Origin of the sequence: Pedobacter puniceum, assembly GCF_009674685.1 — a bacterium.
GTDB lineage: Bacteria > Bacteroidota > Bacteroidia > Sphingobacteriales > Sphingobacteriaceae > Pseudopedobacter > Pseudopedobacter puniceum.
This window is the reverse complement of sequence record NZ_WKJI01000001.1, coordinates 1,288,103-1,301,677: the sequence shown is the minus strand read 5'-3', so window position 1 is coordinate 1,301,677 and position 13,575 is coordinate 1,288,103. Positions and strand designations below refer to the sequence as shown.

Below are 13,575 nucleotides of genomic sequence, written 5' to 3'. Positions count from 1 at the left end.
AAAAGCAAGAAAGATGAAAAATTTTAAATACTATATAATAGGTTTGGCTTTCCTAACAGCCTGCGATAAAAAATTAGATTTGGTCAACCCTAATGGTCCAACCGCGGCAAGCTATTGGAAAACTAAAGACCAAGCATTTGCTGCCATCACCGGAGTTTATAATGCTTTAATTACTGATGGTACTTACCAACGTTCTTTTCCTGGTCTTACAGATAGTAGAGGAGATGATTTTAGAGGCGATAGCCCTTGGCCAGATTTAGAGCAAACAGGCAAGTTCATCATCCCTAATAACTCTGCACCGGTACAATGGATTTGGAGAGATCTTTATATGGTTGTTTACAGAGCTAACCAAGTTATTGCTAATGTTGGCGCTATGGATGCTTCTGTTATTGATGAGACTTCTAAGTCTAGAGTTTTAGGACAAGCATATTTCTTAAGAGGATTAGCTTATTATAATTTAGCTACTACATTTAAAGAAGTTCCTTTAATTACTACACCACCAAAAGATCAAAACGATTATTTCCCGGCAACGGCAACAGAAGATGCTATATGGAGCCAAATTTTTAGTGATTTTGGCACAGCAGCAAGTATGTTACCCGTTTCTTATGATGCAGTTGATGGGCCAGATAGAGGTCAAAAAGGTAGAGCCACTAAAGGAGCGGCAACAGGTATGTTGGGTAAATCTTATTTATACAGAAAAGATTGGCAAAAAGCAGCTAATGAATTTGCTAAATTCTTTGTTGCACCTTTACAGGGAGTTTACAGCTTAATGCCAAACTACCGTGATAATTTTAGAGATGTTAATGAAAACAACGCAGAATCTTTATTTGAAGTACAATTTAGCGCAAGTGGTGGTTCTGTTCCTAACTGGACAGGCGAGCCAACTGCAAACTGGCGTCAGTTTTCTGCAGTTTCTATTACTTATGGTATGGATGGTAAAGGCTTCTCTGACTATTTACCAACCCGTTGGATTTATGATGAGTTTAAGCTAGAAAAAACAGTAGATAATAAAAGCGACCCTCGTTTACTTGCTACCATAGCATCTTACGAACCAGCTGATAATTCTACTATGGCTTATGGCGTAAATTGGCCGCACCCATTAGATAGAATTTATCCTAGAAAATACACCTACGATGGTTTAGGTGTACCTTTTGAAACTTTTGAAGGTGGTGGTATTAATTACAGAGTTTTACGTTATGCGGATATTTTATTAATGTATGCTGAAGCTTTAAATGAATTAAACAGAACCTCAGAGGCTTATCCTTTAATTCAAACAGTACGTGACAGAGCAAAATTACCTAACCTAGCTACTGTTAAACCAGGGATGAACAGAGACCAAATGCGTGAGCAAATTTTTCATGAAAGAGCTTTAGAGTTTTCTATCGAGGGCCAAAGAATCAATGATATCATCAGATGGGGATGGTTATATAACCCAACTAAGCTGGCCATGTTAAAAGCTCGTGATACTGATTTTAATACATGGACACCGGGTAACGAGTATTTACCTATTCCAGAATCAGAATTGGCAGCAAATAAAAATCTTTCACGTAATCCAGCAAATTAATCCACAGCAGAAATCTAAATTGAAAAATAGATGATAAACCAAACCATTAAGAATATGCTGCTCTCAACATCAATTATATTGATGTTGGGGAGCTGCAAAAAAGATGTAGAAACTGTAACAGAAGTTGATCCGGGTATTTTTGCTGAAAAACCTTTTAACATCAATAACATACTTGATACTTATAGTAGTATAGCTTCACCATCATTTTACCGCCAGTGGGGGCCTTATAATGCGCATGATCCTTCTATTATTAAAGATGGAGAGTGGTTTTATAGTTTCAATACCGATGTAGCTTATGGTGCACCAGTAAAAGCGGGTATCATGGTACGTAAATCTAAAGACTTGGTAGATTGGAAATATGTGGGGTGGGCTATTAATGGATTACCTTCTCAAGCGGTAAGTTACATAAAAGCTAATGGTGCAGAGCCAGTAGATGGTATTTGGGCTCCTTATATTATGAAAGTAGGCTCAGAGTTTAGATTGTATTATTCTTTAGCTGCTAAAGAGGGTAGAACAAGTGCTATTGGTTTACTTACCTCATCATCATTAGAAGGGCCTTGGGTAGAAAAAGGTTTGGCTGTTACATCAACCAATTCTGGTCCTGGTACAAATGCTATAGATCCGTCTGTTGTAGTTACACCAACCGGCCAGCACTGGATGGTTTATGGTTCTGCTTGGGATGGTTTGTTTGAACTGCAACTGAACCCTCAAACAGGTTTGGCTTTAGCTTCTAATGATAAAGGTGTTAGAATTGTAAGAAGAGGTAAAACCAATAACATATTTAATGGCAATTTAGAAGGGCCAGAAATTATCTTCAACCCACAAACCAATATGTATTATCTATTTGTAGCTTATGATTGGTTGGCTACAAAATACAATGTTAGGGTATTTCGCTCAACCAGTCCAAACGGACCTTTCTTAGATTGGAATGGTGTTAACGTAGATAACGCAGCAGATAATGGTCCAATGATTTTAGCTCCGTACAAATTTATGGATCATGGTGGTTGGGCTGGTGTTTCGCATTGTTCTGTTTTTAAAGATGGCGATAATTATTTTATGGCTCATCAGGGTAGACCAGGTGTTGACTTAGCCTTTATGGTTTTACATGTTCGTAAAATTTTCTGGACTCCAGACGGCTGGCCAATTGTTTCTCCGCAGCGATATGCGAATGTACCCAATACACCTGTTACAGCTGCTGAAATTGCTGGTGATTATGAGCAAATTGTACAAGGTTATAGTGTAGTACCGGGTTATGCAAATGAGCAACTAGACCCGCAATACAACAACGCTTTCCAAACTACTTTAGGTGCCGATGGTAGAATTAACGGCGACCCAAACAACAGATGGACTTATACTGCCCCATGGTTAGAGCTGAGATGGGCTGGTGGTTTATTTATAGATAAACTACACGTTTCTAGAGAGAGAGATTGGGAGAAAAAGAAAACATCAACCATCGTGATGACGGGATTAAATGGAGGTGGTACTTCCATTTGGATGAAAAAGAAATAATTTTTTGTAAATTACGTGTACGTAAGACACTTATATTTGTATAAGGTCTTACGTATTTTTTTGTAAGCTCATATAAACTAAATTCTAATTATAAACCTTTTTACTCATGAAATTCAAATCATTGAGATTACTTTTTACGCTAACTACAATATTTGCTGGTTCTGCATGGGCGCAACAGGCTAATGAAATTGTTTTAAAGCCTAAAGAATCTAAAACCAAAATCAGTAAACACATCTATGGCCATTTTGCCGAGCATTTAGGCAGGTGTATTTACGATGGTTTTTACATTGGAGAAGAAAATAAAGTTATCCCAAATACCAATGGGGTAAGAAATGATATTATAACAGCACTAAAAAATTTAAACATCCCAAATTTAAGATGGCCAGGAGGTTGTTTTGCAGATACCTACCATTGGAAAGATGGAATTGGCCCTAAAAAAGACCGTCCATCTATCGTAAATACTTGGTGGGGCGGTGTAACAGAAAATAACAGCTTTGGTACGCATGATTTTTTAAACATGTGCGAGCTATTAAATACCGAACCCTATTTGGCAGGTAATTTAGCAACAGGCACAGTACAAGAGCTTTCAGACTGGGTACAGTATGTGAATTTTAATGGCGATAGCCCTATGTCTAAATTAAGGAGAGCAAACGGTAGAGATACCGCTTGGAAAGTGAAATTTTGGGGAGTTGGTAACGAAGCCTGGGGCTGCGGTGGTAACATGAAACCAGATTATTATGCAAATGAATACCGTAAGTATGCAACTTTCATGACAGATTGGGATAATTCTTCTAAAATTTTCAGGATTGCTTCTGGCGCTAATGGCGGAGATTACAATTGGACCGAAACACTGATGAAAAACATCCCAAGAAACTTAATAGAAGGTATCGCTTTGCACCATTATGCCAATGTAACGTGGAGTAAAAAAGGCTCTGCCACACAATTTTCTGAGCAACAATATTTTGCAACCATGAAAAGCGCTTTACACATGGAAGAGCTGGTAACTAAGCATTCTGCTATTATGGATAAATATGACCCTGATAAGAAAATTGCTTTAGTTGTAGATGAGTGGGGCGGTTGGTACAATGTAGAGCCGGGAACCAATCCAGGGTTTTTATACCAGCAAAATACTATTCGTGATGCCATGATAGCTGGTGTAACCCTTAACGTCTTTAATAATCATGCTGAAAGAGTGCGCATGGCTAATTTGGCACAAACTGTTAACGTATTGCAAGCAGTTATCCTAACCGAAAAGGAGAAGATGATTTTAACACCTACTTATCACGTTTTAGAAATGTATAAGGTTCATCAAGATGCCACATTAATTCCTGTAAGCATAAATACGCAAGAATATGTTTTAGGCGAGGAAAAATTACCAGCTTTATCAGCTTCAGCATCAATAGATAAAAATGGAGTTACACATATTACATTGGTAAATATAGATGCTAAAAAATCACATGAATTAAAAATCAATATTCAAGATCAAGCCTATAAAACCATTTCAGGAAGAATTGTAAACTCTGCAAAATTGAATGATTTTAATAGTTTTCAAAATCCAGATTTAATTAAGCCCGCTGTTTTTAAAGATGCTAAGTTAAAAGGCAATCAAATTCAGGTGGTTTTACCTGCTCATAGTGTTGTGGTTTTGGCCCTAAAATAATTAAATAATGATAACTCATTTTAAAAAATCTATAGTTATTGGTGTAGCTATTTTAGCTTTAAATAACAATGCTTTTTGCTTTGATAAACAAGAGCTTAAAGATAGCTTGGTGAAGGTTGGTAATCCTATTATTAGAGATAAGTTTACAGCAGATCCCGCAGCTTTGGTTTATCAAGATAAGGTGTATTTATACACCGGGCATGATGTGGCTGCTAAAGGCGAAAACCGCTATGTAATGCATGAGTGGCTTTGCTATTCTTCTAGTGATATGGTAAACTGGAAAGAGCATGAAGTACCTTTAAAAACTACCGATTTTTCTTGGGCAAAAGACGATGCTTGGGCCTCACAAGTGATAGAAAAAAATGGTAAATTTTATTGGTTTGTTTCTATTTCTCATGCTACTATACATGGTAAAGCTATAGGTGTTGCCGTTTCTGATAGCCCAACAGGGCCATTTAAAGATGCTTTAGGAAAAGCTCTAATTACCAATGATATGACTACAGATATTAAGATAAGTTGGGATGATATAGATCCCTCTGTTATCATTGATGATGATGGGCAAGCTTATCTTTTTTGGGGTAATACCAAATGTAGATACGTGAAATTAAAAGATAATATGATAGAATTGGATGGTCCTATTAAAACCATCGATGTGCCTAATTTTACTGAAGCCCCTTGGATACATAAAAGAAAAGGCTGGTATTACCTCTCTTATGCCTACGAGTTTCCAGAGAAAATTGCTTACGCCATGAGTAGAAGCATCTACGGACCGTGGGAGTTTAAAGGCATCATTAATGAAATTGCCGGAAACAGTAATACCAATCATCAGGCAATCATTAATTTTAAAGGAAAAGACTATTTTATTTATCATAATGGGGCTTTAGCAGCCGATGCAGGAAGCTTTCACCGTTCGGTTTGTATAGACAATTTATACTACAATAAAGATGGGTCTATCAAAAGAGTTATCATGACCACAGAAGGCGTTAAACCAGCTAAATAAAGAAACCACAAAATTATAAATCATGAAAATTAAACAATCTATACCATTAATTTTTGCAGTAACCCTGTCAAGTTTCACCACCATGGCTCAAACTGTATTTAAAGTGCAGCCAAACCAAATCAAAACAGAAATACAACCTACTATGTGGGGTGTTTTTTTTGAGGATATTAATATGGGAGCAGATGGCGGTATTTATGCAGAGTTAATAAAAAATCGCTCTTTCGAGTTTTATAAGCCTTTAATGGGATGGACTTTAGAAGGCAAAAAAGTTGAAGGAGAAATGCTGGTACTTAACAGAGGCGAAGCAAATTCTTCTAATCCTCGGTTTTTAAGAGTTCTGGTAAATAAAGAACCTAAAAGCATGGTGAATGAAGGTTTTAGAGGTATGGGGATTAAAGCTGGTTTGAGGTATGATTTTTCCTTCCTCTATCGCCAAGGTAAACCTGGTATTAAGCTACAGCTAGAGTTATTGAACGAGAAAAATGAGGTTATCGGTAAAGGAGAAATTATACCAACTTCAGTTGGTGATACTTGGCACAAACAAGAAGTAAGTTTTAACGCTACTGCAACTGCTAATAAAGGCAAATTTAGAGTTACTTTTAGCGGTGAAGGTACTATAGATGTAGATATGATTTCTTTATTCCCATCAGACACTTGGAAGGGAAGAAAAGGTGGTTTAAGAGCCGATATGGTGCAGCTTCTGGCCGACTTAAAACCTGGTTTTGTACGTTTCCCTGGTGGTTGTATTGTTGAAGGGCATGATTTATCTACCCGTTACCAATGGAAAAAAACTATTGGTCCGGTAGAGGGAAGAGAATTAATAGTTAACCGTTGGAATACCGAATTTGCTCATCGTTTAACACCAGATTATTACCAAACATTTGGCTTAGGTTTTTATGAGTATTTTCAATTAGCAGAAGATATTGGCGCACAAGCTTTACCAATTTTAAATTGTGGTATGGCATGCCAGTTTAATACAGCAGAGGTAGTACCGTTAGACCAACTAGAACCTTATATACAAGACGCTTTAGATTTAATAGAATTTGCCAATGGAGATGTAAATACACCATGGGGTAAGGTTAGAGCGCAAATGGGGCATCCAAAACCTTTTAATTTAAAAATGCTTGGTGTGGGTAATGAAAATTGGGGCCCACAGTACATAGAAAGATTAAAGCAGTTTACCAAAGCTATCAAGGCTAAATATCCTGAAATAAAGTTGGTAAATAGCGGTGGTACCGACCCAGACGGAGAACGTTTTGATTATCTAAATACCGAGTTAAGAAAAATGAATGCCGATATTATTGACGAGCATTATTACCGTAAACCCGAGTGGTTTTTACAAAATGCTGCCAGATATGATAATTATCCAAGAAATGCATCTAAGATTTTTGCTGGTGAATATGCTGCACAAACAGATAAAGTTGTAAGCGTAAACAATAGAAATAACTTAAAAGGTGCTATTTCTGAAGCTGCATTTTTAACAGGTTTAGAGCGTAACGCTGATGTGGTAATTATGGCTTCTTATGCACCTCTTTTTGCACATATAGAGGGTTGGCAGTGGACACCAGATTTAATTTGGGTTGATAACCTACAAGCTTATGGTACACCTAATTATTTTGTGCAAAAATTGTATTCTACCAACAGAGGTACACACGTTGTAGGTTTAACTAGTAAAAACGCCAAAGCAGCAGTTGGTGAGAATGGAATTTATGCTTCTACAGTTATTGATAAGCAAAGTAATGAGTTGATTATTAAAGTAGTAAACGCTTCAGATAAAGAGCAAAAAGTAACTTTTGATATCGATAATGCTAAAGGTATACAAACACAGGCCAAACTTACTAGTCTTACTTCAAACAGTTTAGACGATGTAAATTCTATCGATAAACCTAAACAAGTTTTTCCTAAAGAAAGCACATTGGCAGTAAAGAAAAAGCAAATTGTCCATCAGTTAGCACCAAATTCTTTAAGTGTTATCCGCGTTAAGCTTAATTAATCATGAAAAATATCTTCTTCAAACTAGCTTTTATTTGTTTAAGTTCTTGTGTAATGGCACAAGAACTTAAACAAAATATTCCTGTGCATGACCCTGTATTAATCAAACAAGATAGCGTATATTATCTTTTTTGTACAGGCAGGGGCATAGGCAATTGGTCATCAAAAGATTTAAAAAATTGGAAGAAAGAAGAAGCAATATTTAATGAAGCTCCTGAGTGGGCTGTTAAAGCAGTGCCAGGCTTTAAAAATCATATCTGGGCACCTGATATTTCTTATCACCAAGGAAAATATTATTTATATTACTCTATATCGGCATTTGGTAAAAATACCTCTTGCATAGGTTTAGCTGTTAATACCACGCTGCATCCGCAAGATCCAAATTATAAATGGGTTGATATGGGTAAAGTTATTCAATCATACCCTGGCAAAACCAATTGGAATGCTATAGATCCAAATTTAATAACTGATGATGGGGGAAGGGCTTATTTGTCTTTTGGTTCTTTTTGGGAGGGATTAAAATTGGTGAAACTAAAGAAAGACCGCTTTACGCTTGATGAAGATGTAAATAAGCTAGCAACCATAGCTACGAGAGTTAAAAAGCCGGGTAAAGATAATCCTCCTGCGGTAGATGACAACCCTAAAGATGCCGGAGGAAACGCAATAGAAGCGCCATTTATTTATAAAAAAGATGGTTGGTATTATCTTTTTGCTTCTACAGATTACTGCTGTAAAGGTCCAAAAAGTACTTATAAGATGATTGTTGGCCGCTCTAAAAACGTAAAAGGTCCTTATTTAGATAAAAATAATATTGCCTTAGCAAATGGTGGTGGCACTTTATTACTTGCTGGTAACGAAAACTGGAATGGAGTAGGGCATAATGCTGTTTTCTACGATGAAAAAAGCAACACCGATTATTTAGTTTTTCATGGCTATGATGCACAAGATAAAGGCATATCAAAACTTAGAATAGAAAAATTAAAATGGATAAATAGCTGGCCAGAAGTAGAATAGCTTATTTTATATCATAGGTTTGATAATGATTAATTAAGCCACCTCCTTCACCAACTCCTTCTATAATTAGCCTAATTCTTGTTTTAGATGATGGATTTCTAAAGTTTACTTTAGCCTCTCCGTTTTCATTAGTGATGATGTAAGGATTCCAGAAAATAGTGGTACGCTCATCCGGCGCTGGGTTATCAGCGCTTAGCTTAGGCTGATAAAAAGTTTTTGCTTGGTAATAACCATCTAACTCTTCTAAAATAGCATTTGGCTTTGTTTTAACCAATGCATTAGGTTTTAGGTAAAGATAAATCACAAAAATATCATCAGCAGCGGTAGATTGCGACATACCTGTTTCTTCGCTTAAACTTAATTGTGCCGAGCTTAATAAATGCTTTATCACCACACGCTCTACCTTATTCATAGGTAGGGTTAGGTAGGTGTTGTAATAATCATCTCGCATATATTGTGGGTCGTTATCAGTAAAAGGTAGTTCTTTATTATTAATCACAAATCTAGGCTGAAAATTTTTGCCCATATAAGGGAAAACTAGTCGAGAGATGCCATCTTCTGGATTGGTAAACTCTCTCGCCTGAGAAGATTTATGTAAGATATAATGCATCAGATTAGTGTAATCGTAATCTTTAGGTGTTACCGTAAAATCCTCTGGTTTATAACCAAATGTGCTGGCTACTCTATCAAAAAGTCTTACATTTTTATCATCAGTAACCTTAATTTCGTTTAACAAAATAGTATCAGAAAGCGATAGCTTTTTAGCTTGTATACTTCTTCTAAGAATTTCTGAAGCTTTATTATTAGCAACTATTTGTTCTACCGTTTTTGCTTCAACTTGGTAAGGTTTGGTTTTAAATAAAGAATCTAAAATTATCCAACCTACATTTTTACCTTTACCACTTACCGAGTTTAGTCTTAACGTTTGTTTACCAAAAAACTTTAAGCCATCTATATAATATTTACCTAAAGAGTCGGTTTGGGTAGCAAAAAGTTTATCTCCAGTAGCACCATTAGCAAATAAGCTTACATTGGCATTGGCAATTGGCTTTTCAGAAAAATTGTGTTTTACACTTCCCGATAGGGTAATACCTTTTTCTGGGATATGAGAAATTTTCAATGTAGTATCGGCAAGTCTTCTCCATAAATACTCTCGCCAACCTTGAGTAAGTAACAGTAAATCTAGTTGTTTAAACCTGTTTGGATTCTGTTTATTAAAATATTGCTGAGGGTTTTCTATGGTACCTTTTATTTCTGAGCTTAATTGCAGGTAAGAAGCAATATTGATACGGTTTAAATCTGCAAGAGAAGAATCTACAGCTACGAAAGATAGAAAGCTTTTAACAGGAGAATTTTTAACATCTGTAACCTTTAAATTTACTTGAATTTCTTCTTTAGGTCGATAAAAAGCCTTATCTGTGGTAATATTTAGTTTTAATTGCTGATGATTTTCAACATAAATAAGTCTTTCGCTTTGAGGCTTACCACTTTGGTCAAAAATAGTTACGGTTGTGATACCATTTGGTAAATCCTTTTTAGAAATTCTTATTAAGGTTTGGATATTTTGGAATTGAAATTCTTTCTTAAGAATTACTTTCCCTTTACTTTTGAGAAGTATTACCCCATACTTTCCAATATTTTGAGATTTTGTATTGGTACTGATAATAAAGTTAAATAAGCTGTCTTTTTCAATAACATGTAAGCCAATACCTGTAGCTAAAGCTTTTGGTAAAGGATAGGTAAATGTTTTACCATTACTAAAAGTTCCTTTGGCTATATAGTTTTCATTTAATAAAGGCTGTAGCATAAAAATACCTAAACCAGCCTTGCTTGATATTTCTGTTACAGATTCTCCTTTACTATCGTAAACAGCGCCCTCAAAATCTATAGGTTTAGCTAAATCATCAACAGCTTTAAAGGCTACTAAAGCCATTACACTATCAATTAAAGAGCCTCCTTCAGGAAAAAAGTAAATATTTTCTTTAGTTACTGCTGAGGTGTATTGCGGAGTAACACCTTTTGCTTTAGGAAGATTTTTATCGGCCTTAGCCACAATTTTACCATTATCTAAAACTTGAATGTCTTTTTCAAAAACAAACTCGTTACCAAAATTTCGCATCCAATTTGTCCATGCAGAAAGTTTATAAAGTCCGGCAGGTATAGAGTCGGCAAGGCTAAAATCACCAAAACCTCGGCCATTATCCATCCTGATAATCCTTTTCAAAACCAAACTATCTTGGTTGCTATGGTTTTTAGATTTTAGCGTAACATATAAAGTGTTACTGGTAGTAACCAAAGCATTATTTTGTGCATTTAATAAATAAGCGCTAAACCAAATGTTTTCGCCTGGGGCATAAACTTCTCTATCAGTATGTAAGTAAACTTTTTCAAAAAAAAGTACATTTCTTTTGCTTTCTTGTGCTTGGCATAAGTTGAAAAAGGTTGTACATAAGAGTATTAAAAGAATATTTTTTTGATAAGTATTGATGTTTTTCAAGATTTAGTTCTTAATAATTTTAGTGCTGTAAAATTTATTACCTTCTAATAAACTAAGGGTGTAAATACCTGGGCTTATCTGTTGTAATTTACTGTTTAATAGGTTATTTAAGTTTTCTAAGCTATCCTCTTGTTGTAAAATAATCCTTCCGCTATTGTCTAAAAAGCTCAGCTTTAATATTTTTTCTGAGGTTTTTAAGTTGATATTCAATTCATTATAAACTGGATTTGGATATAATGGTAAATTATAGCTTTCTTCTTTTACTTCTTTAAAGAAGGTTGGTATAGCACCTGCGTAAGTGATGTTTGGTTTAGCGGGCTTTCTCATTCCTGTTCCTAAAAAGAAACTTGGGTGCGGGGGTTGGTTGTAAGCAGAGTTTTGCCATGCAATAGCAGTTCTATATTGTGTATCATGCATTAATGTAAAAAGACGCTCGGTAGTAGGTATGGTTGTGCTAAAAATTAGCAAACTTCTATTATCTGAACTTCGGAAAATCATTTCCTCTCGCCAATCACCCAAAATATCGGCGCTTAAAGCAGGTGTAGCCTTAGTTCCATTATTAGAAACAGCAGCACCAAAATTACCAATGGTTAATAAGCGATCGCTTCTTAAAGTAGCGCTATTCCATTTGTCTAAGCTTGTACCATTTAATAATTCTCTACTTAAATCACCATCCCACCAAACAGCAAAATTCATAGAAGGTACACTGTTGCTAATAACAGCACCTTTACTGCTATAAACAGCGCCTCCTGCTGCTCCCCACATTTCATAACCAGGGAAATTAGGGTCTATATCTGCTGCTAAGGCTCTTCCTACATCGCCAGTTGCAGCAACACCCCAAAGCACTTCGCCTGTACTTGCTTTCTTTAAGGTTAAACCTAATCCTTTATATTCAGATGGACTTTCATAACACATCCACATTTCTTGCCCTGCAATATCAGGGTCCATATCACTCATATGTAAAGCATCACCATGCCCACGTCTGGTAGACCATAGTCCGCTTCCATTATCATTAATTGCACTAGATCCATTAAAAATTTCGTCTTTACCATCATTATCTACATCTCCAATGGTCATTTGGTGGTTTCCCTGCCCGGCGTATGTTGAGTTTCCTGTATTATTGCTGTCAAAAATCCAACGTTGTGTGAGCTGATTATTTCTCCAATCCCAAGCTACTCTAACCAATCTGGTGTAGTAGCCACGCCCCATAATTAAGCTGGGTTTGCTGCCATCTAAATAGGCTACGGCAGCAATAAATCTATCAACTCGGTTGCCATAGCTATCTCCCCACGATGAAACAGTACCCCTGGCAGGTAAATAATTGGTAGTGGCCATGGCTCTACCTGTTTCTCCGTTAAAAACGGTTAAAAACTCAGGACCTGATAGAATATAGCCGCTTGAGTTTCTGTAGTCTGCGGTAGCACTTCCTATCACTGTTCCTACACCATCAATAGTGCCATCTGCAGTTTTACAAGCCATTTCTGCCTTTCCATCGCCATCTAAATCATAAACTATAAATTGGGTATAATGCGCTCCAGCTCTTATGTTTTTGCCTAAATCTATACGCCAAAGCCTAGTTCCATTTAGCTTATATGCATCAATAAATACATTGCCTGTATAACCAGATTGCGAATTATCTTTAGCATTAGAAGGGTCCCATTTAAGAAAAATTTCATATTCTCCATCGCCATCTACGTCGCCTACACTACAATCATTAGCAGTGTAAGTAAAGCTTTCTCCTGCAGGTGTAACACCATCAGGTGGAGGAATTAAAGCTATTCTTAAGAATGTTTGTTGCCAAATGGTAGCAGTTTTAGAATCTGTAAACTCTGTACCATTAATAACATGTCTTATAGTATAAGTGCCATTTAAACTTGTATTATCTTCAAAATTGGTAGAGTTTGTAATAGGTGTACTATTTAATTTAACGCCAGAGCGATACACATTAAATGCAATATCATCAGGGTCAGTGGCAAACAATCTCCAACTTACAAAAACTTTTGAGGTTGTTACACGGATAGCTACTAAGCCACGATCTAATCTTTCTACTTGTTTAGCTAAGCTTGTACTTTGAGCATAAGTATAAACACTAATAAAAAAAGCACATAAAAAAACATAAAAAAACTTCTGAGTAGAGGTTTTAACCATCATAATGGGAAATAGGTTTATCAATTGAATAAAGTACTAGATTACTTATTCTTCATAAACTTGTCAACCTGACCCATCCTGATATGATGAATATGTGATTTTTCTTTAAAATGATAATATCCTACAAAAGCTAGAGAAAATATGCTAGTTCTGCCATGCTTATTCTAAATAGCTTTGTCTTGTAAATAGAT

Annotated in this window: 8 protein-coding genes; 6 read left to right on the top strand and 2 right to left on the bottom strand. The window is 35.9% G+C overall.

Features of this window, described 5'->3' with window-relative positions:
• Positions 1-13 precede the first annotated feature (13 nt).
• From GJJ64_RS05820 to GJJ64_RS05795, 6 genes are all read left to right on the top strand, one after another.
• Positions 14-1,564 carry a RagB/SusD family nutrient uptake outer membrane protein gene (locus GJJ64_RS05820; RefSeq protein ID WP_154286765.1) on the top strand — a complete coding sequence of 517 codons (1,551 nt, stop codon included), beginning with the start codon at positions 14-16 and terminating at the stop codon, positions 1,562-1,564.
• Between the two features lie 30 nt (positions 1,565-1,594).
• Entirely contained in the window at positions 1,595-3,073 is a 1,479-nt protein-coding gene (locus GJJ64_RS05815) for an arabinan endo-1,5-alpha-L-arabinosidase (RefSeq protein WP_154286764.1), read from the top strand.
• A 106-nt stretch (positions 3,074-3,179) separates the two neighbouring features.
• Positions 3,180-4,733: an alpha-N-arabinofuranosidase gene (locus GJJ64_RS05810; protein WP_154286763.1), complete on the top strand. Its 1,554-nt coding sequence runs from the start codon at positions 3,180-3,182 to the stop codon at positions 4,731-4,733.
• Between the two features lie 7 nt (positions 4,734-4,740).
• The gene (locus tag GJJ64_RS05805; protein ID WP_154286762.1) at positions 4,741-5,733 is read left to right on the top strand and encodes a glycoside hydrolase family 43 protein; all 993 of its coding nucleotides are present in this window, start codon (positions 4,741-4,743) and stop codon (positions 5,731-5,733) included.
• A 22-nt stretch (positions 5,734-5,755) separates the two neighbouring features.
• Positions 5,756-7,726 (top strand): alpha-L-arabinofuranosidase C-terminal domain-containing protein, encoded by a 1,971-nt coding sequence (locus GJJ64_RS05800; protein WP_154286761.1) that lies wholly within the window; start codon positions 5,756-5,758, stop codon positions 7,724-7,726.
• Between the two features lie 2 nt (positions 7,727-7,728).
• Complete coding sequence (locus tag GJJ64_RS05795; RefSeq protein ID WP_154286760.1) at positions 7,729-8,739, top strand: family 43 glycosylhydrolase; 1,011 nt, start codon at positions 7,729-7,731, stop codon at positions 8,737-8,739.
• A 1-nt stretch (position 8,740) separates the two neighbouring features.
• Here the strand turns inward: GJJ64_RS05795 and GJJ64_RS05790 are convergent, their stop codons facing one another.
• Together GJJ64_RS05790 and GJJ64_RS05785 are read right to left on the bottom strand one after the other, a co-directional pair.
• On the bottom strand, positions 8,741-11,236 hold the full coding sequence (locus GJJ64_RS05790; RefSeq protein WP_154286759.1) for a hypothetical protein: 2,496 nt from the start codon (positions 11,234-11,236) through the stop codon (positions 8,741-8,743).
• 3 nt (positions 11,237-11,239) lie between these two features.
• Complete coding sequence (locus tag GJJ64_RS05785; RefSeq protein WP_154286758.1) at positions 11,240-13,387, bottom strand: rhamnogalacturonan lyase family protein; 2,148 nt, start codon at positions 13,385-13,387, stop codon at positions 11,240-11,242.
• Positions 13,388-13,575: the final 188 nt, after the last annotated feature.

Coding starts and splice junctions, on each gene's coding strand:
- GJJ64_RS05785 (WP_154286758.1), bottom strand. CDS start 13,387: ATGATGGTTAAAACCTCTACTCAGAAGTTTTTTTATGTTTTTTTATGT.
- GJJ64_RS05820 (WP_154286765.1), top strand. CDS start 14: ATGAAAAATTTTAAATACTATATAATAGGTTTGGCTTTCCTAACAGCC.
- GJJ64_RS05795 (WP_154286760.1), top strand. CDS start 7,729: ATGAAAAATATCTTCTTCAAACTAGCTTTTATTTGTTTAAGTTCTTGT.
- GJJ64_RS05805 (WP_154286762.1), top strand. CDS start 4,741: ATGATAACTCATTTTAAAAAATCTATAGTTATTGGTGTAGCTATTTTA.
- GJJ64_RS05800 (WP_154286761.1), top strand. CDS start 5,756: ATGAAAATTAAACAATCTATACCATTAATTTTTGCAGTAACCCTGTCA.
- GJJ64_RS05815 (WP_154286764.1), top strand. CDS start 1,595: ATGATAAACCAAACCATTAAGAATATGCTGCTCTCAACATCAATTATA.
- GJJ64_RS05810 (WP_154286763.1), top strand. CDS start 3,180: ATGAAATTCAAATCATTGAGATTACTTTTTACGCTAACTACAATATTT.